Origin of the sequence: Ancylobacter sp. (genome assembly GCF_965279025.1) — a bacterium.
In the GTDB taxonomy this organism is placed as follows: domain Bacteria; phylum Pseudomonadota; class Alphaproteobacteria; order Rhizobiales; family Xanthobacteraceae; genus Ancylobacter.
The window spans coordinates 1427031-1449356 of record NZ_OZ257132.1; the positions used below are offsets into that span (position 1 = coordinate 1427031).

The following is a 22326-nucleotide window of genomic DNA, read 5'->3' on the forward strand; positions in this document are numbered from 1 at the left end:
ATGACAGGCAAGACGGCAGGTATTGGCGCGCCGGGCATTCTCGCGGTCGACATCGGCGGCACCGGGCTGAAATGCGCGGTGATCGACGACCACGGCACCATGATCTCCGAGCGCGAGAAGGTCGAGACGCCCCATCCCTGCCACCCGGAAGCGCTGCTCGACGCCTATGCCGGCATGGCGGCCAAGCACCCGGCCTTCGACCGTATTTCCATCGGCTTCCCCGGCGTGGTGCGCAACGGCACGGTGCTGACCGCGCCCAATCTCGGCACCGATCTGTGGGCGGGCTTCGCGCTGGCTGACGCCATGGCGGCGCGCCTCAAGGCCCCGGCGCGGCTTATCAACGATGCAGAGATGCAGGGCTATGGCATCATCTCCGGCACGGGCATCGAGCTGGTGATGACGCTGGGCACCGGCGCCGGCACGGCGCTGTTCCGCGACGGCGATCTGATGCCGCATATGGAGCTGGCGCACCACCCGGTGCACGACAACCTGACCTATGACGAATATCTCGGCGTCGCCGCCTATGAGAAGCACGGCAAGAAGCACTGGAACCACCACGTCCAGCGGGTGATCGAGCTGCTCTACGTGCTGCTGCACTATGATCATCTCTATCTCGGCGGCGGCAACGCCAAGCATGTCGAGATCAAGCTGCCGGACAATGTCAGCATCGCCAACAATGATGCCGGCCTCACCGGCGGTGCCGCGCTCTGGCGCAAGGACTGAGCGGGGCGCGGGGCGTTCCGCGCGCCGCCGTAAACTCTGCTTTGGCGGCGCGGGGCATCCGCGCGCCGCCGTTAACTTTGCCTTGGCGGCGCGCGGAATGCCCCCGCTCACTCCACCACTTCGGCCGCCTGAAGCACCGCCTGCAGCAGAACGTCGGTGCCGGCGCCGGCCCAGGCGGGGGTGATCTCCTCCGCCTCATTGTGGCTGAGCCCGTCGACGCAGGGGCAGAAGATCATCGCCGCCGGCATGGTCTTCGCCACCCAGCACGCATCGTGCCCGGCGCCCGACACCATGTCGCGGTGCGAATAGCCCAGTCGCTCGGCACCCTCGCGCAGGCCCGCCAGCAGAACCTCATCGAAGGCGGTGGGATCGAAGGCACCGACCTCCTCGATCGCCACGCCGATGCCGAGATCGGCGGCGATCTCGCGCGCCGCCTGTTTCACCGCCTCCGCCATCGAGGCCAGCGCCGCCAGCTCGGGATGGCGAAGATCGGCGGTGAACACCACCTTGCCCGGCAGGATGTTGCGCGAGTTCGGCGCGAAGACCAGCTGCCCCACCGCGCCGACCGCCTTCTCGCCATGGGCGCGGGTGATGGTCTCGATGCGGTCGATGATGCGCGCCGCGCCCAGGCTTGCATTGAGCCGGCGGTCCATCGGCGTGGTGCCGGTGTGGGCCTCGCGCCCGGTCAGCGTCACCTCCACCCAGCGCAGGCCCTGGCCATGGGTGACGATGCCGATATCGACGCCTTCCTGTTCGAGGATCGGCCCCTGTTCGATATGCAGCTCGAAATAGGCGTGGCCCTTGCGCGCCCCCACCGGCTCCTCGCCCTTGAAGCCGATGCGCTCCAGCTCGTCGCCGAAGCGCAGGCCCTGCGCATCGGTGCGGGCATAGGCCCAGTCCAGCGTGTGGACGCCGGCATAGACGCCGGAGGCGATCATGGCGGGGGGAAAGCGCGAGCCTTCCTCATTGGTCCAGTTCACCACTTCCACCGGCCGGCGGGTGCGGATGCCGAGGTCGTTCAGCGTGCGCACCACTTCCAGCGCCGCGAGAACGCCGAGCACGCCGTCATATTTGCCGCCGGTGGGCTGGGTGTCGAGATGCGAGCCGATGAGGATGGGCAGGGCCCCGGCATCGGAGCCCTCGCGGCGGGCGAACATCGAGCCCATGGCGTCCACGCCGACGCGCATGCCCGCTTGCTCGCACCAGCGCTGGAACAGCAGGCGGCCCTCGCGGTCGGCGTCGGTCAGCGCCTGCCGGTTGTTGCCGCCGGCAATGCCGGGACCGATCTCAGCCATCTCCATGAGGCTGGTCCACAGCCGCGCGCCGTCGACGCGCATGTTGCCGGTCTGCTGGTTCATCCGTTCGCTCTCCTGTCCATGCTCTCGGCTAGTGCCCGGCTTCATCGCTTCGCGCGCGCCCGGCGGCGCGCTGGAAATAGGTCGCGGCATGGTCGGCGAATCGCCGGAGCAGGCCGCGCGGCGCACCGTAGCGCGCGGCGAGCACGATGCGCAGCGGCGCCAGCGGGGTATCGATCCGCAGCGTCGCCACCTCGCGCCCGTCGTAGGTGGTCGCGGAAGGTGGCCGCATCACCAGCAGCGTGAAGCCGAAGCCCGCCGCCACCGCGCTGCGCACCGCCTCCAGCGAGGTGGAGACATAGGCGATGGGCGGATCGATGCCGCCTTCCGCCAGCACCTCCTCGAAATAGGTCCGGCTGCCCGGCCCGTCGAGCATCACATAGGGCTCGCGCGCCAGCTCATCGAGCGCCACCGCGCCGCGCGCCGCCAGCGGATGATCGGCCGCCACCACCACCATCGGCTTCAGCGCCGCCAGCTCGGTGAGCGACAGCTCGGCAAGGTCGGCGCCGCGATCATAGGTGAGCGCGAGGTCGATCTCGCCGTCGCGCACCGCGTCGGCCAAAGCGGTCAGCGCCATCTCGGTCTGCCGGATGACGACGCCCGGCGCCACCTGCGCGAAGCCGCGGATGAGGTCGGCGGCGTAGAACGGAGCCAGCGTCCAGAAGATGCCGAGGCGGATTTCGCCGGCGCTCTCCGCCGCCAGCGCCTTCGCCTCGCGGGCGACCTGCTCGGCGCTGGCGGTCAGCCCGGCGGCGTGCTGCAGGAACACCCGCCCCTGCAGCGTCAGCGTCAGCCCGCGCGCGTGGTGGCGCTCGAACAGGGTGAGGCCGAGCGCCTCCTCCAGCTTGCCCAGCGCCTGCGCGATCGAGGGCTGGGAGATGTTGAGCGCCCGCGCCGCCGGCGCGATGCCGCCATGCTCGGCGACCGCACGGAAATAGGTGAGCTGGCGAAGCGTGTAGCGAACCATGGTTTGCCTTCGTCAAAGCTCGGATATTCCAGCTTTTGTCTATCTTAGGACTGCTTCAATCTGCTTCAAAGCCGTCACTTCCCGCGAAAGCCCTGCCGCTGCGGTGCGGCGTCCGCCGACAGGAGCCGCGTCATGTCCCCCACCCCTTCCTTCGCCGAAACACCCGCCGCCGCGCTGCTGGCCGCCGCCAGCCGCCCCTTCACCGATGCGCGGGCCATGCCGCCGGGTGTCTATACCAGCGCGGATTTCCTCGCCCGCGAGCTGGAGAGCATCTTCGCGCGCGAATGGATCTGCGTCGGGCGGGCGCGTTCGCTGGCGCAGCCCGGCGACTATCTGACCTATGAGCTGGCCGGCCAGCCGGTGATGGTGGTGCGCGACCGCGAGGGCGGGCTGCGAGCCTTCTCCAATGTCTGCCTGCACCGCATGTCGACGCTGCTGGAGGGGACGGGCAACCGGCGCTCCATCGTCTGCCCCTACCACGCCTGGACCTATGGCCTCGACGGCCGGCTGCGCGGGGCGCCGTTCATGGCGGAGACCACCGGCTTCTGCAAGGACGACTACGCCCTCCCCGCCATACGCTGCGAGGAATGGCTCGGCTGCATCTATGTGACGCTGGACAATGAGCGGCCGGGCGTTGCGGAAAGCCTCGGCGCGCTGGAGGCGATGATCGCGCCCTACCAGATGGAGAACTATGTCGAGTGCTTCCGCGAGACCCATGTCTGGGACACCAACTGGAAGGTGCTCGCCGAGAATTTCATGGAGAGCTACCATCTTCCGGTGTGCCACGCCGCCACCGTGGGCGGCCATTCCAAGCTCGAGGAGATGGAGTGCCCGCCGGGCCTGCCGGCCTTCAACTACCACTGGATCACCAAGGAAGCCTCGCTGCCGATCGGCAACGCCCACCCGTCCAACACAAGGCTTGAGGGGCGCTGGCGCAAGACCACGGCGCTGCTGGCACTCTACCCCAGCCACCTCATCACCCTGACGCCAGGCTATTTCTGGTATCTCTCGCTGCACCCGCAGGGCCCGGACAAGGTGTCGCTGCTGTTCGGCGGCGGGCTCTCGCCCGAGTTCATGGCCGACCCCAGGGCGGAGGAGTACATCGCGACACTGAAGGGCCTGCTGGACGAGGTGAACGAGGAGGATCGCGGCTGCACCGAGAAGGTGTTTCGCGGCATGAAGGCGGAGCGCGCCCGCGCCGGCCACCTCTCCTATCTGGAGCGGCCGATCTACGATTTCATGCAGTATATCGCCGAACGCACCGCCGGCTTCGACCGGTCGGTCGCTTTCGCGGCGGAATGAGGCGCCTGCGCATGGTCACCCCCACCTCGCTCGCCGGCATGAACGCCACCCTGCAAGAGGTGGCGGCGCTGCCCGAGCATGCCGCGCAGTCGCTGCCGGGGCGCTTCTATACCGACCCGGACTATTTCCGCTACGAGGTGGAGACCTATCTCTCGCGCGACTGGCACTGCCTCGGGCGCGCCGACGAGATCCCCAGGCCCGGCGATTATTTCACCAGCCAGCTCTTCGGTGAGCCCCTGCTGGTGGTGCGCGGCGATGACGGGGCCGTCCGCGTGCTGTCCAATCTCTGCCGCCATCGCGGCATGCCGCTGGCGGAAAAGGCGGGCTCCACGCGGCGCTTCGTCTGCGCCTACCACGCCTGGAGCTATGGCCGCGCCGGCGAATTGGTGAACGCCCCGCGCATGCGCGACAAGGGCGTGAGCGCGGAGAATTGCAGCCTTCCCGCCTTTCGCAGCGAGATGTGGAACGGCTTCATCTACGCCAATCTCGACGACGATGCCGCGCCGCTGGCGCCGCGCCTGCGCCAGCTGGAGACGCTGCTGCAGCGCTATGGCACGGGCGAGATGCGCATCGTGCGCAGTTTCGAGGAGGAGTGGAAGACCAACTGGAAGTGCCTGGTGGAGAACTTCATGGAGGCCTACCACCTCTCCGTGGTCCATCCCGAGACCCTGCACCCCTACACGCCCACCGGCCTCAGCCGCAAATCCATGGCGGATGACGCCTTCACCTCCTATTGCGCCAACTACCCCGACACGGCGGCGACACGCGGCGAGGGCGCGCCGGGGCTGACGCCGGAAGAGCGCCGGCGCTCCACCCTGTTCTGCCTGTTCCCCACCCAGCTCGCCAGCCAGGCGGCGACGCTGCTGGTCTCGCTTTCCATCCAGCCTTTGGAGGTCGACCGCATCCGCGTGCGCTGGACGCTCTCCACCTATGCGGACGAGCTGACCCAGGACGAGCTGGAACAGCGCATCGCGCTCTGGCACGAGGTGAACCGGGAGGACCGCGAAAAGCTGGAGAAGATGCAGCTCGCGCTCACCTCGCGCCACGCGCCCTCCGGCCCGCTGGCGCCACGCGACTATGAGGGCACGATCTGGGATTTCTACCGCTACCTCGCCCGCCGCACGGCCGCCACGGCGCCCGCTCTCGCGCCGGCGTGAGGCGGAGGTGGCGCCGGGGCTGCAGCGTCGGATTTTCCGATCCAGCGGCTTTGAAATTCATGCTTTGCCGATGCGCGCCGAGGCGTCACCTTGGCGCCACCCTGTCCTCTCCTGCCGGCGCCCATGACCACCTCCCGCACGATCGACATTCTGGAGCGGCTGATCGCGTTCCCCACCGTCAGCCGCGATTCCAACCTCGCCCTTATCGACTATGTCCGCTCGCTGCTGGCGCCGCTCGGCGCCCGGCTGACGCTGGTGCACAACGAGGCCGGCACCAAGGCCAATCTCCACGCCGTGCTGGGCCCGCAGGGCGGCGGCGGCGTGCTGCTCTCCGGCCATACCGACGTGGTGCCGGTGGAAGGGCAGGCCTGGACGAGCGACCCGTTCACGCTCACCGCGCGCCAGGACCGGCTGCTCGGGCGCGGCACCTGCGACATGAAGGGCTTTCTCGCCAGCGTGCTGGTGGCGGCGGAACAGGCGGCCGGCCGGCGCCTTGCCCGGCCGCTGCACCTCGCCTTCAGCTATGACGAGGAGATCGGCTGCGTCGGGGTGCGCGGGCTGATCGAGCGGCTGGTCGGCAGCGCCGATCTTCCGGCCCTGTGCATCATCGGCGAGCCGACGCTGCTGGAAACCGTGGTCGCCCACAAGGGCAAGCTCGCCGCGCGCGTCACCTGCCGGGGCCGGGAATGCCATTCCAGCCACGCGCCGGAGGGGCTGAACGCCATCCACCTCGCCGCCGACATGGTGGGCGAGATGCGGGCGATGCAGGACGAGCTCGCCGCCGGCCCTCGCGATGGCGACTATGCCGTCGCCTTCACCACCGTGCATGTCGGGACCATCCATGGCGGCACCGCGCTCAACATCGTGCCCAATGGCTGCACGCTCGACATGGAGATCCGCAACCTGCCGGGCGACGACCCGGCGCGGCTGATGGACCGGCTGTTCGACAAGGCCGCCGAACTGACCCGGCAGGCGCAGGCGCGCTTCCCCGGCACCGGGGTGGAAATCGACATCGTCAACGCCTATCCAGGGCTCGAAACCCAGCCGGAGGCCGAGGTGGTGGCCATGGTGCGCCGCCTCAACGGCGCCGGGCCGCTGCGCAAGATCGCCTTCGGCACCGAGGGCGGACTGTTCCACCAGCGGCTCGGCATCGCCACCGTGGTGTGCGGGCCGGGCGACATTCGCGACGCGCACAAGCCGGATGAATATGTCAGCCGCGACCAGCTCGCCCGTTGCGACGCGATGCTGGCGCGGCTGGTGGACGAGATCGCGGCCTGAGCGAGGCGCCGCCCGGGGCGGCAAAAAAGAACCCCGGCTCGGGGGAGCCGGGGTCGAGGCAGGCTTCCGGGGCAGGAGGCCTTGGGGAAGCGGGGGAAGACGGGCCCGTTCAGTGGCGGACGCGGTTGGCGCAGCGCCACTGATAGGGGGTGTCGCCAACGAAGCGGCGGAACACCGTGGTGAAGTGGGCCTGGGTCTGGAAGCCGACCGCGAGGGCGATCTCGACCAGCGGGTCGCGGGTTTCCAGCAGCATGGACTGGGCGCGCTCGATGCGCTGGCGCAGCAGGTAGTCATGCGGGCGCATGCCGGTGGCGATGCGGAACTGGGCGGCGAAATGCATGCGGCTCAGCCCGGCCGCCTCCGCCATGCCTTCCAGCGTGACGCACTCGCCGAGATTCTCCTCGATATAGGTGGTCACCCGCTTGAGGCGCCATTTCGGCAGGCCGGACTTCAGCCGGCGGCGCGGCTCGGGGTCGGCCTGCGGGGCCGGAGCGCGCAGCAGGCCCGGCTCATCCGCCTGGGCCTCGCAGGGCTGGTCGGCGCCGGCAACGTCATCCATGCGGACATTGGCGCCGAGCAGCCGGGTAAGGATGGCGAGGCGCAGCGCATCGGCATAGAGCCCGCCATGTTCGCGCTCGCCCCGCTCCGCCGCTTCCAGCGCCTGCGACAGGCGCCGCACCACGGGGTCGGCGGCATTCAGCCCCTGCGGGCGGGCCGGGCCAGCGAGAAGTTCGGCGCAGCGGGCGAGACTTTCCGGGGCGACTTCGAGGCGGATCGTGTCGGCGCTGTCCGAGCCGACCCGAACGTCCCGCTGGGCGGCGGCGGCGCACCGGTCCGGCGCGGTGACGGAGATGACCACGCCCATATGGCCGAGGCGGACGGCGAGGCTCTCGTCGGACGAGGGCGCCGGCGAGGGGCGCACCGGCGCCACAGGGCCGGCGGCGTTGGCGAGGGAAGGCAGGGCCTCGATGGCGTGCGAACGGAAACGGCTGGCAATCGGCGAAACGTGGATCGACATGGCCTGGACTCCAGAGTCCGCGAAGGGAAAAGCCGCTGGGCGTTCCACCCGGAAGGACCGGCTCAATATTTGACGCGGTGGTACACGACACGCCGGATCAAATATTGCGTCGATCTCGTCTTCCGTTCGGCCCGACCAGAGTGTGGCTGGCGATGTGTCCAGACTAGCGTCGCGGCGATTTCGCTCCATTCTACGAGGGTTTCAACCGCTATATGATGAGTTGGGCGAGGCCATACTTTGGTATGAGAGGGCCGTTGCGCAGCCCGGCGGCGCACCCCATGTCGCTGGAGCCGGGGGGCCGGTGCATTTGAGGAATTGGCGTGGCGACGCGGAAGAAGAAGCGTCCGCAATCGACCAGTCTGCCCTCACATTCCCCGTGCCATGGAGGCGGCGATGACCATCGCCACGGACCCCGCCAAGCTCGACGCCCGCCCCATCCCGACGCCCGATGCGGCCGCCCCCGCAGCGACGACGCGGCACAGGGCGCGCTACCTGATCGAAGCCGCCGCCGCGGCGCTGGTCCTGGGCGGTGCCGTCTTCGCCGGCTATGACTACTGGACCGACTGGCGCTTCGAGGCGACCACCGACGACGCCTATGTGCAGGCGGACATCGTGGCGATCGCCCCGCAGGTCTCCGGCTACCTGGTCAAGGTCAACGTCACCGACAACCAGCGGGTCCGCCAGGGCGACGTGCTCGCCGTGATCGATCCGCGCGACTACAAGGCGGCGCTTGACCAGGCCGAGGCCGATGTCGCGGAAGCGCGGGCGACCATCGACGACCGCGCCGCCCAGCTCGACGAGCAGCAGGCGGTGATCGCGCAGGCACAGGCGCAGATCGACGCCGACAAGGCCGCCGTCACCTTCGCGCAGCAGAACAATGAGCGCTTCGCCAAGCTGGCGACGGATGGCTTCGGCCCGGTCGAGACCGCCCAGCAGGCGGCCTCGCAGATCCTGCAGACGCAGGCGCAGCTCGCGCGCGACACGGCGGCGCTCGACGCCGCCCGCAAGCAGGTCGCCACCTTCACCGCCCAGCTCGCCGAGGCGCGGGCGAGCCTCGCCCATAACGAGGCCGTGCGCGAGACGGCCCGGCTCAATCTCGGCTACACCCAGCTCACCGCGCCGGTGGACGGGGTGGTGGGCGCGCGCACGCTGCGGGTCGGCCAGTTTGTCGAGCCGGGCAACCAGCTGCTCGCCGTGGTGCCGCTGCAGGCGACCTACATCATCGCCAACTACAAGGAGACCCAGCTCACCGACGTGACGCCCGGCCAGAAGGTGACGATCGACGTCGACACCTTCCCCGGCGCGCAGGTGCACGGCTTCGTCACCAGCCTCGCCCCGGCCAGCGGACAGGAATTCGCGCTGCTGCCGCCCGACAATGCCACCGGCAATTTCACCAAGATCGTGCAGCGCATCCCGGTGCGCATCGACCTCGACCCCACCGATCCCCTGGCCGGCCTCATCCGCCCGGGCATGTCGGTGGAGACGACGATCCGCACCGGTGGTGACGCGCCGATCGCGGCCGGTGCGACGGCGATTCCCGCGCCTGCGCACGCGGCGGCAGCCGTTACAAAGCCGGCTAGCTGATCAGGCTTCGCGGCCGCCCGGCCCGCCCCCGACATCGCGCTCCAGGGAGCCCTCCGATGGATAATGCCGTCGCGCTGCGTGCCGCGCCCGCCCCTCCGGCAGGGGCCAGCCTGCGGACCTGGATCGCCGTCTTCGGCTGCCTGCTCGGCGCGCTGATCGCGGTGCTGGACATCCAGATCACCAATTCCTCGCTGCCGCAGATCGAGGGCGGCATCGGCACCGGCTCGGACAACGGCACCTGGATCTCCACCTCCTATCTCATCGGCGAGATCATCATGATCCCGCTGACCAATTATCTCGCGCAGGTGTTCGGCTTCCGCCGCTTCATTCTCGGGGCGACCACGCTGTTCCTGGTGTTCTCGATGACCTGCGCCTTTGCCACCAGCCTCAACCAGATGATCGTCTCGCGCGGGCTGCAGGGCTTCTTCGGCGGCTGCCTGATCCCGCTCGCCTTCACTGCGGTGCTGACGCGCCTGCCCTTGCACCAGCGCCCCGTCGGCCTCGCCGCCTTCGCCCTCACCGCCACCTTCGGCCCGGCGATCGGGCCGACCATCGGCGGCTGGCTGACCGACCAATATGGCTGGCCCACCATCTTCTTCGTCAACATCATCCCCGGCGCGGTGATGCTCGCCCTGCTGCTGCCGACGCTGGAGCGCAGCCCGATGCAGTTGCGCCTGCTGCGCGAGGGTGACTGGTGGGGCATCGGCTTCATGGCGGTGGGCCTCGCCTGCCTGCAGACCGTGCTCGACGAAGGCAACAAGGACGACTGGTTCGGCTCGCCGCTGATCGTGCGCCTCTCGCTGGTCGCGGCCGTGTGCCTCGCCATCTTCATCGCCATCCAGCTGAAGGTGGACAAGCCGACCTTGCAGTTGCGGCTGCTGAAGCGGCGTAATTTCGCCCTCGGCATCGTCGCCAACACCATCGTCGGCTTCGCGCTGTTCGGCTCGGTCTATGTGCTGCCGACCTATCTCGATGCCGTGCAGGGCTACAGCGCGCAGCAGATCGGCGCGGTGCTCGCCTGGGTCGGGTTGCCGCAGCTGCTCATCATTCCCTTCGTGCCGATGCTGATGAAGCGCATCGACGCGCGGCTGATGGTCATTGCCGGCCTCGCCATCTTCGCGCTGAGCTGCTTCATGAACACCCATCTCAGCTTCAACGATGGCGGCGACCAGCTCATGGCCACCAATATCGTGCGCGCGCTCGGCCAAGCCATCGTGCTTTCGCCGCTCGCCAACATCACCATGACCGGGATGCCGCCGGAATTCTCCGGCCAGGCGTCAGGCCTGTTCAACATGATGCGCAGCCTGGGCGGCGCGATCGGCACCGCCGTGTTGGCGACGCTGATCAGCAAGCGCGAGCAGTTCCATTCCAACATCATCGGGCAGTCGGTCACGCCCTATGGCGAAACGGTGCGGGACTTCCTCGACCGCATGCAGCACTACTTCATGAATCACGGCCTGCCGAACCCGGCCGAGGCCCACCACCAGGCGGAGGTCCTGCTCGGCAGGCTGGTGGCGCAGCAGGCACTGATCATGGGATTCTCGGACACGTTCGCGGTGCTCGGCGCGGTGCTGCTCGCCGCCGCGCTCGCCGTCGCCCTGACGCAACGCGAGGTGTGAAACGGAGGGTTGCCGGAATCCTATTGACAACCTTCGTTGCCTCCGACTGGAATGGTAACAAGGTGAGCCGCCCGCAGGGGGCTTGCCCCACAGGCTTACGCAGGGCGTTCGGTCGAGCGGCAGTTCATGAAGTTCCGGTTTTACCGTGCCTATGTCCGTGTGGTCGATGCCCATCTGCCGATCCTGCGCGCCCGGCTCACGCGCTGGCTGTCGCTGGAATCGCGCCCGAGCGAAGTCGCGGGCGGGCTTACCCATCCCGGCGACGTCCACGCGGTCTTTGTCATCTGGCAACCGCGCGAGACCGGATGGTATGTGTGGAATGCCCTCGACGCGCTGGCGGAGGCCGGTATCAACGTCACGCTGGTGGTCAACAACCCGCTGCCGGTCGACCGGCTGGAGGCGCTGCGGGCGCGGGCGCACCGGGTCCTGCTGCGCGACAATAGCGGCTTCGACATGGGCGGCTATCGCGACGCCATTCTCGGCCTTGCCGGCCGCGCGCCGGACAGGCTGCTGATCCTCAATGACAGCGTCTATTATTTTCGCGCCGGCCTCACCGAGTTGTTTAGCCGGCTGGCGATCTCGGACCACGATGTGTGCGCCACCTACGAGAACTGCGCCGTCCAGCACCACACCCAGTCGTTCTGCTATTCGATCTCGCGCCGCATGCTGGAGCAACCCGACTACATCCGGTTCTGGAAAGACTACCTGCCGGTGAATGTGCGCGGATGGGCGATCCGGAAGGGCGAGATCGCCGGCGCGCACTGCTTGGCGCGCCTGGCACGCTCGACCGAGGTGCTGTTCAGCGCCGCGCGGCTGCGCACCTCGATCACCGCCCTCGACCTCGCGCAGTTGCAGGACCTCGCCGACTATCTTCCGTCCGATTCGCGCGCGGCCTTGCGTGCGCTGCCGCAACGGCGCGAGGCACTGGTGGACGAGATCCTCGCCGCCGTCGACATGCGCTCGCAGATCCACAGCAGCGGGTTTCTCTGCCGGCGCTTTCTCGGCTCGCCCCTGCTCAAGCGCGACCTGATGTTTCGCGGCCTGTACCGGATGCACGAGCTGGAAACGCTGCTGCGCACCGTCGGCGCCGAGGGCCATGACGAGGAGATACTGGCCGACATGCGCCGCAAGGGCGTCGGCTCCCAGCTGCTCGGCCGGGCGCGCCAGCGCTTCCTGCTCGACATCTAGGTCACAGACCCATAAACGGGATTCCCTTTTGGGTCGGAGGCTGATTCATTTCTCCTGATGGAGGATGAGATGGCCCGCTTTGATCTAACGGATTTCGAGTGGTCGGTGATCCAGCCGCTTTTGCCGAACAAGCCGAGGGGCGTGCCTCGGGTGGACGACCGGCGCGTGCTGAACGGGATTTTCTGGCGACTTCGGACCGGGGCGCCGTGGGCCGACATTCCCGAGCGCTACGGCCCGCACACGACCTGCGTGAACCGCTTCAACCGCTGGCGCAAGGCGGGGGTCTGGGATCGGCTTCTGGAAGCGGTGTCAAAGGCTTACGATGGCGACATCCAGATGATCGATTCCTCCAGCATCCGCGTGCACCAGCACGCCGCCAACGCCCAAAAAAAGACGACCGATCCGGTTGCATGGGTCGCTCGCGGGGCGGCCTGACAACGAAGATCCATGCTCTGGTGGATGCCGAAGGCCTGCCGATCGCCCTGAAATTGACCGAGGGCCAGGCTCATGACGGACGCAGCGCCCGCGACATGCTCGGCGCGCTTGTCGATGGCCAGACCCTCCTGGCCGACCGCGCCTATGACAGCGACGAACTCCGGCAAAGCCTGCGCGAGCGAGGCGCATGGGCCAACATCAAGCCCATGCCGAACCGCAAGAACGTGCCAGCCTTCAGCCCCTTCTTGTATCGCTATCGCAACCTCGTCGAGCGCTTCTTCAACAAGATCAAGCACTACCGCGCCGTTGCGACCCGATACGACAAGCGACCTGACAATTTCCTCGCCGGCGTAAAACTCGCATCACTCAGAATATGGATGCGGTTTAATGAGTCGGTCGCCTAGAGCGCAGCCGGCCCTCGGCCGTGCGCTTGCGACAAGGCATGGCGGACGGGAAAGACCGTGCACGCCTTCCCCGCCAGTCTCGCGCGACCGCAGGACCTCGCCTAGAATGCCATTCCGGCCCCTTGTTTCGAGGCCGGCGCGGGGCGGGTCGAGGATGTACAGTTCACGGGGACGGATCTTGGACGATCGACCATCGAACCGATGGCTCATGCCGGCGATCGCCGCCCTGCTCGCCGCGGCGATCTTCGCCATCGACACGTTCTCCGCGCTCGATATGGCGATCGCGGTGCTCTATGTCGTCGTCGTTCTGCTGTCGGCGACAAACTCCGAGCGGCGCGGCCTGCTCGTCATCGCCGGGCTGTGCATCGGCCTGACGCTGCTTAGCTATTTCGTCATGCACAGCGACGATTACGACCTGGCGGCGACCATGCGCTGCCTCGTCAGCATCGCCGCGATCACCGTCACCACGCTCCTGTGCCTCGACAACCAGGCCGCCACCCAATCGCTGCGCAGCCAGGCCGCGCTGCTCGACCTCACCCACGACGCCATCTTCGTGCGCGATACCGGCGATGTCATCACCTATTGGAGCCTCGGCGCCGAACGGCTCTATGGCTGGTCGCGGGCGGAAGCGCTCGGGCAGGCCGCGACCACGCTGCTGAAGACGGTGTTTCCGGTGCCTCTCGCCGACATCCGCGCCGAGCTGTACGAGACCGGGCGCTGGGAGGGCGAACTCGTCCACACCCGCAAGAGCGGCCCGGCGGTCACGGTGATGAGCCGCTGGTCGCTGCAGCGCGACGAGCGCGGGCGCCCGCTGGCCGCGATGGAGACCAACAGCGACATCACCAGCCGCAAGCAGACCGAGGACGCGCTGCACCAGACCCGCGCCGAACTTTCCCATGTCGCCCGCGTCACCACGATGGGCGAATTGACCGCCTCCATCGCCCATGAGGTCAACCAGCCGCTGGCCGCCGTGGTAACCAATGGCGAGGCGTGCCTGCGCTGGCTCAAGCGCGCCGAGCCCGATGTCGGCGAGGCGCTGGCCTCCGTCGAGCGCATGATCGCCAATGGCCGTCGCGCCAGCGAGGTGGTGGCCCGGCTGCGCGCACTGGCGCGCCGCGACCAGCCGGACCATGCGCCCGTCGACGTCAACGAGATGATCGACGATGTCCTGCCGCTGCTGGAACGCGAGCGGCTGACGCACGCCGTCACGCTCGACTTGGTGCTGGGCGAGGGCCTGCCGGACGTTCTCGCCGACCGGGTCCAGCTTCAGCAGGTGGTGCTCAATCTCGCGCTCAACGCCATCCAGGCGATGAGCGGTGTGGACGACACCCGGCGCCGGCTGGCGCTCCGCACCCGCGCCGAGGCGCTCCCGGAGCGCAGCTGCGTCGTCATCGAGGTGCGCGACGGCGGGCCCGGCGTGGCGGCGGAAAACCTGCCAAAGCTGTTCGACGCTTTCTACAGCACCCGCAAGGACGGCATGGGCATGGGGCTTTCGATTTCCCGCTCCATCGTCGAGGCGCATGGCGGGCGCATCGTCGCCGATTGCCTTGACGAGGGCGGCATGCTGTTCACCGTGTCGCTGCCCGCCTCACGGCCCGTTTGACGGCCGACGCCGAAGGAACCTGCCTCGTGATCAGCCGCACCTCCACGCCGTCCACCGCCGCCTCCGCCGATCCGCTGGTCGTCGTCGTCGATGACGATGCCGATCTGCGCCAAGCGCTCTCCAGCCTGTTCCGGTCGATCGGGCTGCAGGTGCAGCTCTTCGGCGGCACCGCCGAATTGCTGGCGGCCAAGCTGCCGGACGTGCCGCGCTGCCTCGTGCTGGACATCCGCCTGCCGGGGGTGAGCGGGCTCGACTTCCAGTCGCAGCTGGGGCGCACGGGCATCGACATGCCGACCATCTTCATGACCGGCCACGGCGATATTCCGATGACCGTGCGCGCCATGAAGGCCGGCGCGGTCGACTTCCTCACCAAGCCGTTCCGCGACCAGGACATGCTGGACGCCGTGGCCACCGCGCTGGCGCTCGACCGGGAGCGACGCGCGGTGCAGCAGGCGCTGTCCGACGTGCAGGGCCATTATGAATCGCTGACCCCGCGCGAGAAGCAGATCATGGCGCTCGTCACCTCCGGCCTGATGAACAAGCAGGTCGCCGCCGAGGTCGGGTTGAGCGAGATCACCGTCAAGATTCACCGTGGCCATGTCATGCGCAAGATGGGCGCGCGTTCCCTGGCCGATCTCGTGCGTATGGCCGAAACGTTGGGTCTATCCGCTGCCAAGGGATGATGGAGCAAACCTGCGTATAATTCGAAAGTCGCCCTTCAGGGGCCTATATGGAGGTCATCGCGGCGCCGCAGCGGCGGCCGCACATTCGGAAAAGAGGTATTATCTTGGCCCCCACCCCGATGATCACGATCATCGACGACGACGAATCCGTGCGCGTCGCCACTGAGAGCCTCATCCGCTCGCTCGGCTTCAGCGCGCGCACCTTCGCCTCCGCCGAGGATTTCCTGCGCTCGCCCTCGCTCGGCAAGACCGACTGCGTCATCACCGACGTGCAGATGCCGGGCATGAGCGGCGTCGAGCTGCAGAGCGCGCTGCGCGCCCGGGGCGACCGCACCCCGCTGATCTTCATCACCGCCTTTCCCGAAGAGCGCATCCGCCGCCAGGTCCACGCCGCCGGCGCCATCGGCTTCCTTGCCAAGCCCTTCGACGGCGACGCCATGATCGCCTGCATCGACCTGGCGCTCGGCGACGGCACAGCCGCGTCCAGCCACTGACCACCGCCCACTGACGACCGCCATCGGTCGTCGGCGTCCCGGGACTTGCGGCCGCGCCGCAGAGATGCCGATATCGCAGGGATGGATGTCCCCGCCTCGCCCCCTCGCCCGGTCCCTCCCCCCGCCCCCCGGCCCGCGGTCCGCCGGCGCCGCTCGTTCCGTGAGCGCCCGCTGCGCACCTGCCTCGGCTTACTGTTCCGCCTCGTCTTTACACCGCTGATTCTGCTCGACGAGCTGGTGCGCCCGCTCTATCGCCCGCTGATCGCCCGCATCGCCGCGCTGCGCATCATGCACGCGTTCGAGCGCTGGATCGCCGCCCGCTCGGTGTGGACGATCCTGGTGCTGCTGTTCATCCCCTATGTCACCATCGAGCCGCTGAAGATCGTCGCGCTGGTATGGGTCGCCGATGGGTGGCCCCGGCGCGGCACGCTGCTGCTGGTCGTGGCCTATCTCGTCAGCTTCGTGGTCATCGAGCGCATCTATTCCGCCGGGCGCCCCAAGCTGATGACGCTGCCATGGATGGCGTGGGTGATCCTCACCCTCACCAGCGTGCGCGACCGCGTGGTGGCGGCGCTGCATCTCGATCGGCTCAAGGTCCGCCTGCGCCGCCTGGTGCGGGACGTGCGGCGCAGGCTCGCTCTTTTGTTTCGCTGAACCTTCCTCAGCGCGTGCGCAAGCGATGCGCCGGCGCGCTGGCTGCATCGGCGCAATCGCTCGGTGCCCGCACCCCCGCAAGCCGCGCCTCCAGCCACCCCGTTGCCGCGCCGGCACTCGCCGTCTCGGCCTGGCCATGGCTGGCAAAGGGGATTTCCTGATAGTCGAGCCGCACCCCGTCGCGGCAGAGCTGGCGGGCATAGTCGCGCGTGGTGGCGGGCTCCACCAGCGTGTCGCCGTCGCCCTGGGCGAGGAACACCGGCACGCCGCGCGGCGTCGGCCGCGAATTGCGGGCGATCAGCCGGCCCCAGGGGCCATGGTCGAGCGCCTGGCCGGCCTCGGTGCCGTGGCGCAGCAGCCCGGCCTCGCCATAGGCGAAGGTGGACAGGCCAAGCGTCAGGCGCTGCGGCGTGTCGAGGCTGCACAGAGTGGAGATGTGCTCCAGCGCTGGCACATCCGCCGCGCGAACCACCTGGCCGAGCGGCAGATGATAGGTCTCGCTCCACGACCAGGCAGCGTAGGAGGCGATCACCTCGCCCGCCGGCGTGCCGATGTCGTTGGCCAGCAGCCGGCGCAGTTCGGTGGGGGCGGAAACCGCCGCCGCGCCCTCGAAACGCAGTTCGGGCGCATAGGAGCGGGCCAGGGCGCCGGTGAACAGCGAGGCCTGCCCGCCTTCCGAAAAGCCCCAGCTGGCAAAGCGGTTGCCCGCCTTCAGCCCGGGCAGCGCCCGCGCCGCGCGCACCGCGTCGATCATCGCATGCGCCTCGCTGGCCCCGTCGAGATAGGGATGGACCGTCCCCGCGCCGAGGCCCTGATAATCCGTCGCCACCACGACGACACCGTCGGCGAGCAGGCTGCGCAGCCCGCTGATGCTGCCGAAATCATGCTGCGGAAAGCGCGAGGGCGCGCAGCCCGGCGCGATGCCGGTGGTGCCATGGCCCCAGGTCACCACCGGCGCGCCCCGCGCTTCCGCGGCCGGGGCGGCGACGACGCCGGACACCGCGACGAGTTCCCCGCCGGCACCGCGCGAGCGGTAGAGAATCCGGTAGGCCGCCTGCGCACCGGCCGGCGGGGTCAGCGGCTCGGCTCGGATCAGCGTGCCGGGACGCCCGCGCAGCTGCGCGCCCGACACCGTGTAGAAATCCGTCGCCGCAGCGGCGCGCGCCGGTTGCGGCTGCAGCGCCATCAGCGTCGCGCCGGCGCACAGCACCGCGAGCGCCTTGCGGGAGATAAACGTCGGAACGCCGTGCATGATGAAGCCCTCGCTGCCATCCGGCCCCATGCCGGCGCACCTGCCGCCCGGTCGGCGGCGGCCTTACTAAAGGGCAGCGCCGTGCGGCGCTCTTTCGAATCCGCGCGGGACTGTCCTACCTGCCCGTTGGTCAGCAACCTGCCGCGGACGTTGCGCGGCCGGCTGCCATGTCCGTGCGCAAGCGCCCCCTGGCGGTGGCATCGCGGCATCCACCGCCCCGGCCGGCACCTGCCCCAACGCCATTCATCCCTAGGGATAGGGGGGTGAATCCAAGGCATGAGCCGGCTAAGCACAGGCGTGATATCGGCCGGCCGGGGCCTCCCCTACCTTCTCCCCATGACTTGGCCCACCCCCGGGCCCGGCACATTCGGAGAACTTCCATGAACAAGATCATCGCTCTCGCCCTTCTCTCCACCACCGTTCTGTTCGGCGCCGCCACGGCCGAAGCGGCCACCCGCCACCACGCCACCGCGGCGACCCAGACCGTCGTCGAGGGTCGCAACGCGGCGGAGAGCTTCGCCGCCCGAAACAGCGCCGCCGCGATCCGCGAGCAGGCCGAAGGCAATGCCCGCTCGGCCAACTGAGCCCGGCGCCTTACCTGACGACCCTATGTCGGCCCGGTCATCGACCGGGCCGATGTCGTTTCAGCCGGCTCCCCCTATGCCCTGCCCTTGATATCGCTGGGGCAATCTGGCCTTTAGCGCGCGAGCGCAGGCCGGGGAGCGAGAGGATGAGCGGGAGCGAGCCACGCGCGGTGGCCATCACCTGCCGGGACGGCGTCACGCTGCGTGGCCATGTCTGGGCCGCGCCCTCGCCGACCGTCCATGGCGCGGTCGTCGTCATGCCCGCCACCGGCGTCGCGGCGCGCTATTATCACCGCTATGCCCGCTTCCTCGCCGGCCACGGCTTCACGGTCCTGACCTTCGATTATCGCGGCATCGGCTTGTCGCGGCCGGTGAGCCTGCGCGGCTGCCGCTATCGCTGGCGCGACTGGGGCGAGCGCGATGCCGACGCCGCGCTGCGCTTCATGACGGGCGAAGCGGGAGGGCCGCTCATGGTGGTCGGCCATTCCATCGGCGGGTTTTTGCCCGGCCTCGCCGAGAGCAGCGCCGCCATCACCCGCATGCTGACCATGGGCGCGCAATATGCGTGGTGGCGGGATTACGCCCCCAGCCAGCGCGCCGGCCTGTTCGCGAAATGGCATCTCGCCATGCCGGTGCTCACCGCGCTGTTCGGCTATTTCCCCGGCAAGCGGCTCGGCTGGCTGGAGGACCTGCCCGCCGGCGTCGCCCATGAATGGAGCTTTCGCGGGCCCCGGTTCGAAACCAGCCACCCCCGTGCCGAGCGCGAGGCGGTGCGCACCCGCATGGCCGGGGTGCGCGCCGACATCCTGGCCGTGGCGATGGCGGACGACCCGCTCGGCACCGTGCCGGCGCTTGCCCGCACGCTGGCCTATTACACCGGCGCCCGCCGCACGCTGGTGAAGCTCGCGCCCGCCGATTACGGGCGCGAGGCGATCGGCCATTTCAGCCTGTTCCACGACAGCCACCGGGAAGGCTTCTGGGCCGACACGCTGGTGTGGCTGCGCGACGGGCGTAACCCGTGGCCGGGCCACGTCGTGGACCTCGCCGGAAGGTGAGGCTCAGCCGTCGGCGCGGACCAGCGCGTGGATCTCCTCCACCCGCTGCGCCACCATCGCCGGGTCGCCCTTCGCCTCGACATTCAGCCGCAGCAGCGGCTCGGTATTGGAGCGGCGCAGATTGAGCCGCCAATTGCCGAAATCGAGCGAAAGCCCGTCCGTCTCGTCGCGCACCGGGTCCAGTCCGGCAAACGCCGCCTCCACCCGCGCCACCGCGCCGGCGGGGTCTTCGAGGCGGAAATTGATCTCGCCGGAAGAGGGGAAGGCCGCCATGCGTTCGGAAACCAGCGCGCTGAGCGGCGCCCCGCTCCGCCCCATAAGCTCCGCCACCAGCAGCCACGGGATCATGCCGGAATCGCAGCACATGAAGTCGCGGAAATAGTGGTGCGCCGACATTTCGCCGCCATAGACCGCGCCGGTGTCGCGCAGCGCCTGCTTGAGGAAGGCGTGGCCGGTACGCGCCTGCACCGCCTGCCCGCCCGCCTTGGCGACGCCGTCCTGCGTGTTCCACACCACGCGCGGGTCGTGGATGATGGTCGCGCCCGGCTCCTTGGCGAGGAACACCTGCGCCAGCAGGCCGACGATGTACTCGCCGGGAATGAAACGCCCGGTCTCGTCGAACAGGAAGCAGCGGTCGAAATCGCCGTCCCAGGCGACGCCCATATCCGCCCTGGCGGCGCGTACCGCCTCGGCCGTCACCGGCTGGTTCTCCGGCAGCAGCGGGTTGGGGATGCCATGGGGAAAGCTGCCATCCGGCTCATGGTGCAGCCGCACGAAGGTCAGCGGTGCGCCCCGCTCCTCCAGCGCCTGCGCCAGCGCGTCGAAGGTCGGCCCCGCCGCGCCGTTTCCGGCATTCACCAGCACGGTGAGCGGGCGCAGCGCGCTCACATCGACGAAGGAGAGCACGCGCGCGACATAGGCGGCGCGGGCGCCTGTTGCCGGCACCACCCGCCCGCCCGGCACGTCCGGCAGCGCCGGCCCTTCCGCCAGCGCGCGGATCGCCGCCAGCCCGGTCGCGGTGTCGAGCGGGGCGGAGCCGGCGCGCACCAGCTTCATGCCGTTATAGTCCATCGGGTTGTGCGAGGCCGTCACCTCGATGCCGCCATCGGCCGCGAGGTCGGTCACGGCGGCGTACATTTCCTCGGTGCCGCACAGGCCGAGGTCCAGCACCTCGACGCCGCCGGCCACCAGCCCTTCGATGCAGGCTGCCGCCAGCGCCTCCGAGGAGGCACGGCAATCGCGACCGATCACCACGCGCCTGGCCGCGAGGCCGTCGACGAAGGCCCGGCCGATCCGGCGGGCAATGTCCTCGTTGAGTTCCTCGCCGAGGCGTCCGCGAATGTCATAGGCCTTGAAGCAGGTGAGCATGGGGGGATCTCTCCTTCTGAGGTGACCCTTCGGGGGTAAGGTCTCTGCGGCGGGAGATCAAGACGATTGATCCGCCTTGCCTTTCGCCGCACCGCCCCCCACACTTCGCGCGTTCAGGATACCTCCCGCGAACCATCAGGCTTCATGGCACATCTTTACCCCGTTCTTCTCTGCGGCGGCTCGGGCACGCGCCTGTGGCCGCTCTCCCGCAAGAGCTTCCCCAAGCAGTTCGTCAAGCTGGGCGATGGCGAGACCTTGTTCCAGGCGGCCGCGAGGCGCCTTTCCGGGGCGGAGGTGCGCCCGCCGGTCATCGTCACCAATGCCGATTTCCGCTTCATCGTCACCGAGCAGCTCGGCGAGGCCGGCATTCCCGCCGGCGCGGTGCTGATCGAGCCGAGCGCGCGCAACACCGCGCCCGCCATCCTCGCCGCCGTGCACTATCTGGCGGCGCGCGATCCGCAGGCGCTGCTGCTGGTCATGCCGTCCGACCAGGTGGTGCCCGACAGCGACGCGTTTTCCGCCGCCGTGCGCGCCGGCCTGCCCGCCGCGACGAGCGGGCGCATCGTCACCTTCGGCATCCGCCCCACACGGCCGGAAACCGGCTATGGCTGGCTGGAGCTCGCCCACCCGCCGGAAGGCGATGCCCCCGCTCCAGTGCCGCTCAGCCGTTTCGTCGAGAAGCCCGATGCCGGCCGCGCCGCCGCCATGCTGGCGGACGGGCACTATCTGTGGAATGCCGGCATCTTCCTGTTCTCGGTGGAAACCGCGCTCAAGGCGTTCGAGGCCCACGCGCCGCAGATGCTCGCCCCCGTGCGCGAGGCGGTGGAGCAGGCTGCCAGCGACCTCGATTTCCTGCGCCTTGCCCATGAGCCGTGGCAGCGCGCGCAGGACATCTCCATCGACTATGCCATCATGGAGCGCTCGACCAATCTCGACGTGGTGCCCTTCGCCGGCGACTGGTCGGATCTCGGCGACTGGGCCTCGGTGATGCGCGAGGGCGCGGCCGACGCGTCCAATGTCGTCGCCCATGGTCCGGTCACCGCCATCGACTGCGCCGATTCGCTGCTGCGCTCGGAGGCCGAGGGGCTGGAGCTCGTGGGCATTGGCCTCAGCAACATGCTGGTCGTCGCCATGCCGGACGCGGTGCTGGTGGCCGATCGCTCGCGCTCGCAGGAGGTCAAGCAGGCGGTCACCGCGCTCAAGGCACGCGGCGCCCGGCAGGCGGAGCATTTCCCCAGGGACCACCGGCCGTGGGGGTGGTTCGAGACGCTGGCGCTGGGCGACCGCTTCCAGGTCAAGCGCATCGTCGTCCATCCCGGCGCCGCCTTGTCGCTGCAGAGCCACTACCACCGCTCCGAGCACTGGATCGTGGTGTCCGGCACCGCGCGCATCACCATTGACGGCAAGGCGCAGTTGCTCACCGAGAACCAGTCGGTCTATATCCCGCTCGGCGCCGTCCACCGCATGGAGAACCCGGGCAAGGTGCCCATGGTGCTCATCGAGGTGCAGACCGGCACCTATCTCGGCGAGGACGACATCATCCGCTACGAGGATGTCTACGCGCGCGGGCAAGGGGCCAAGGGCTAACCGGCAGAAGCCGGAC

Annotated in this window: 19 protein-coding genes and 1 pseudogene; 15 read left to right on the forward strand and 5 right to left on the reverse strand. The window is 69.1% G+C overall.

The window, feature by feature from the left end; translation table 11 throughout:
- Entirely contained in the window at nt 1-723 is a 723-nt protein-coding gene (locus ACQY76_RS06620; protein WP_428032098.1) for an ROK family protein, read from the forward strand.
- Nucleotides 724-830: 107 nt separating this feature from the next.
- Here the strand turns inward: ACQY76_RS06620 and ACQY76_RS06625 are convergent, their stop codons facing one another.
- Together ACQY76_RS06625 and ACQY76_RS06630 are read right to left on the reverse strand one after the other, a co-directional pair.
- Nucleotides 831-2081, reverse strand: a complete 1251-nt coding sequence (locus ACQY76_RS06625; protein WP_428032099.1) for a Zn-dependent hydrolase — start codon at nt 2079-2081, stop codon at nt 831-833.
- 28 nt (nt 2082-2109) lie between these two features.
- Entirely contained in the window at nt 2110-3045 is a 936-nt protein-coding gene (locus tag ACQY76_RS06630; RefSeq protein WP_428032100.1) for a LysR family transcriptional regulator, read from the reverse strand.
- 132 nt (nt 3046-3177) lie between these two features.
- On the opposite strand from ACQY76_RS06630, the gene ACQY76_RS06635 reads away from it, so the two are divergent.
- The 3 genes from ACQY76_RS06635 (at nt 3178) to argE (ending at nt 6782) form a co-directional block, all read left to right on the forward strand.
- Nucleotides 3178-4347, forward strand: a complete 1170-nt coding sequence (locus ACQY76_RS06635) for an aromatic ring-hydroxylating oxygenase subunit alpha (RefSeq protein ID WP_428032101.1) — start codon at nt 3178-3180, stop codon at nt 4345-4347.
- Between the two features lie 11 nt (nt 4348-4358).
- Nucleotides 4359-5504, forward strand: coding sequence for an aromatic ring-hydroxylating oxygenase subunit alpha (locus tag ACQY76_RS06640; RefSeq protein ID WP_428032102.1), 1146 nt, complete (start codon nt 4359-4361; stop codon nt 5502-5504).
- Between the two features lie 123 nt (nt 5505-5627).
- On the forward strand, nt 5628-6782 hold the full coding sequence (gene argE / locus ACQY76_RS06645) for an acetylornithine deacetylase (RefSeq protein WP_428032103.1): 1155 nt from the start codon (nt 5628-5630) through the stop codon (nt 6780-6782).
- Nucleotides 6783-6891: 109 nt separating this feature from the next.
- Here argE and ACQY76_RS06650 read toward each other — a convergent pair whose 3' ends face one another.
- Nucleotides 6892-7800, reverse strand: coding sequence for a helix-turn-helix domain-containing protein (locus ACQY76_RS06650; RefSeq protein WP_428032104.1), 909 nt, complete (start codon nt 7798-7800; stop codon nt 6892-6894).
- A 393-nt stretch (nt 7801-8193) separates the two neighbouring features.
- Between ACQY76_RS06650 and ACQY76_RS06655 the strand changes: the two genes are divergently transcribed.
- The 8 genes and pseudogenes from ACQY76_RS06655 (at nt 8194) to ACQY76_RS06690 (ending at nt 16464) form a co-directional block, all read left to right on the forward strand.
- Nucleotides 8194-9384: an HlyD family secretion protein gene (locus ACQY76_RS06655; RefSeq protein ID WP_428032105.1), complete on the forward strand. Its 1191-nt coding sequence runs from the start codon at nt 8194-8196 to the stop codon at nt 9382-9384.
- Between the two features lie 56 nt (nt 9385-9440).
- Nucleotides 9441-11003 (forward strand): DHA2 family efflux MFS transporter permease subunit, encoded by a 1563-nt coding sequence (locus ACQY76_RS06660; RefSeq protein WP_428032106.1) that lies wholly within the window; start codon nt 9441-9443, stop codon nt 11001-11003.
- A 126-nt stretch (nt 11004-11129) separates the two neighbouring features.
- Nucleotides 11130-12191: a hypothetical protein gene (locus tag ACQY76_RS06665; protein ID WP_428032107.1), complete on the forward strand. Its 1062-nt coding sequence runs from the start codon at nt 11130-11132 to the stop codon at nt 12189-12191.
- A 69-nt stretch (nt 12192-12260) separates the two neighbouring features.
- A pseudogene (locus ACQY76_RS06670) lies at nt 12261-13030 on the forward strand (IS5 family transposase).
- 208 nt (nt 13031-13238) lie between these two features.
- Complete coding sequence (locus ACQY76_RS06675) at nt 13239-14633, forward strand: sensor histidine kinase (protein ID WP_428032108.1); 1395 nt, start codon at nt 13239-13241, stop codon at nt 14631-14633.
- A 29-nt stretch (nt 14634-14662) separates the two neighbouring features.
- Complete coding sequence (locus ACQY76_RS06680; protein WP_428032950.1) at nt 14663-15316, forward strand: response regulator transcription factor; 654 nt, start codon at nt 14663-14665, stop codon at nt 15314-15316.
- A gap of 119 nt (nt 15317-15435) precedes the next feature.
- Entirely contained in the window at nt 15436-15810 is a 375-nt protein-coding gene (locus ACQY76_RS06685; protein ID WP_428032951.1) for a response regulator transcription factor, read from the forward strand.
- Nucleotides 15811-15891: 81 nt separating this feature from the next.
- Nucleotides 15892-16464 (forward strand): hypothetical protein, encoded by a 573-nt coding sequence (locus ACQY76_RS06690; RefSeq protein WP_428032109.1) that lies wholly within the window; start codon nt 15892-15894, stop codon nt 16462-16464.
- A 7-nt stretch (nt 16465-16471) separates the two neighbouring features.
- Here ACQY76_RS06690 and ACQY76_RS06695 read toward each other — a convergent pair whose 3' ends face one another.
- Nucleotides 16472-17746: a lipase family protein gene (locus ACQY76_RS06695; RefSeq protein WP_428032110.1), complete on the reverse strand. Its 1275-nt coding sequence runs from the start codon at nt 17744-17746 to the stop codon at nt 16472-16474.
- A 350-nt stretch (nt 17747-18096) separates the two neighbouring features.
- Here ACQY76_RS06695 and ACQY76_RS06700 point away from each other — a divergent pair, with 350 nt between their 5' ends.
- Both ACQY76_RS06700 and ACQY76_RS06705 read left to right on the forward strand, forming a co-directional pair.
- Nucleotides 18097-18300: a hypothetical protein gene (locus ACQY76_RS06700; protein WP_428032111.1), complete on the forward strand. Its 204-nt coding sequence runs from the start codon at nt 18097-18099 to the stop codon at nt 18298-18300.
- Nucleotides 18301-18446: 146 nt separating this feature from the next.
- Entirely contained in the window at nt 18447-19355 is a 909-nt protein-coding gene (locus tag ACQY76_RS06705) for an alpha/beta hydrolase family protein (protein ID WP_428032112.1), read from the forward strand.
- A gap of 3 nt (nt 19356-19358) precedes the next feature.
- Here ACQY76_RS06705 and ACQY76_RS06710 read toward each other — a convergent pair whose 3' ends face one another.
- Nucleotides 19359-20723, reverse strand: coding sequence for a phosphomannomutase (locus ACQY76_RS06710; protein ID WP_428032113.1), 1365 nt, complete (start codon nt 20721-20723; stop codon nt 19359-19361).
- A 144-nt stretch (nt 20724-20867) separates the two neighbouring features.
- Here ACQY76_RS06710 and ACQY76_RS06715 point away from each other — a divergent pair, with 144 nt between their 5' ends.
- A complete protein-coding gene (locus ACQY76_RS06715; protein ID WP_428032114.1) occupies nt 20868-22310 on the forward strand; it encodes a mannose-1-phosphate guanylyltransferase/mannose-6-phosphate isomerase in 1443 nt (480 codons plus the stop codon).
- Nucleotides 22311-22326: the final 16 nt, after the last annotated feature.

What these genes read in the sequence shown, in the direction of transcription:
- ACQY76_RS06625 (WP_428032099.1), bottom strand. Translation starts at nt 2,081, where the DNA reads ATGAACCAGCAGACCGGCAACATGCGCGTCGACGGCGCGCGGCTGTGG.
- ACQY76_RS06650 (WP_428032104.1), bottom strand. Translation starts at nt 7,800, where the DNA reads ATGTCGATCCACGTTTCGCCGATTGCCAGCCGTTTCCGTTCGCACGCC.
- ACQY76_RS06635 (WP_428032101.1), top strand. Translation starts at nt 3,178, where the DNA reads ATGTCCCCCACCCCTTCCTTCGCCGAAACACCCGCCGCCGCGCTGCTG.
- ACQY76_RS06675 (WP_428032108.1), top strand. Translation starts at nt 13,239, where the DNA reads ATGCCGGCGATCGCCGCCCTGCTCGCCGCGGCGATCTTCGCCATCGAC.
- ACQY76_RS06630 (WP_428032100.1), bottom strand. Translation starts at nt 3,045, where the DNA reads ATGGTTCGCTACACGCTTCGCCAGCTCACCTATTTCCGTGCGGTCGCC.
- ACQY76_RS06700 (WP_428032111.1), top strand. Translation starts at nt 18,097, where the DNA reads ATGAACAAGATCATCGCTCTCGCCCTTCTCTCCACCACCGTTCTGTTC.
- ACQY76_RS06640 (WP_428032102.1), top strand. Translation starts at nt 4,359, where the DNA reads ATGGTCACCCCCACCTCGCTCGCCGGCATGAACGCCACCCTGCAAGAG.
- ACQY76_RS06665 (WP_428032107.1), top strand. Translation starts at nt 11,130, where the DNA reads ATGAAGTTCCGGTTTTACCGTGCCTATGTCCGTGTGGTCGATGCCCAT.
- ACQY76_RS06710 (WP_428032113.1), bottom strand. Translation starts at nt 20,723, where the DNA reads ATGCTCACCTGCTTCAAGGCCTATGACATTCGCGGACGCCTCGGCGAG.
- ACQY76_RS06620 (WP_428032098.1), top strand. Translation starts at nt 1, where the DNA reads ATGACAGGCAAGACGGCAGGTATTGGCGCGCCGGGCATTCTCGCGGTC.
- ACQY76_RS06695 (WP_428032110.1), bottom strand. Translation starts at nt 17,746, where the DNA reads ATGGGGCCGGATGGCAGCGAGGGCTTCATCATGCACGGCGTTCCGACG.
- ACQY76_RS06690 (WP_428032109.1), top strand. Translation starts at nt 15,892, where the DNA reads ATGGATGTCCCCGCCTCGCCCCCTCGCCCGGTCCCTCCCCCCGCCCCC.
- ACQY76_RS06660 (WP_428032106.1), top strand. Translation starts at nt 9,441, where the DNA reads ATGGATAATGCCGTCGCGCTGCGTGCCGCGCCCGCCCCTCCGGCAGGG.
- argE (WP_428032103.1), top strand. Translation starts at nt 5,628, where the DNA reads ATGACCACCTCCCGCACGATCGACATTCTGGAGCGGCTGATCGCGTTC.
- ACQY76_RS06655 (WP_428032105.1), top strand. Translation starts at nt 8,194, where the DNA reads ATGACCATCGCCACGGACCCCGCCAAGCTCGACGCCCGCCCCATCCCG.
- ACQY76_RS06715 (WP_428032114.1), top strand. Translation starts at nt 20,868, where the DNA reads ATGGCACATCTTTACCCCGTTCTTCTCTGCGGCGGCTCGGGCACGCGC.
- ACQY76_RS06685 (WP_428032951.1), top strand. Translation starts at nt 15,436, where the DNA reads ATGATCACGATCATCGACGACGACGAATCCGTGCGCGTCGCCACTGAG.
- ACQY76_RS06705 (WP_428032112.1), top strand. Translation starts at nt 18,447, where the DNA reads ATGAGCGGGAGCGAGCCACGCGCGGTGGCCATCACCTGCCGGGACGGC.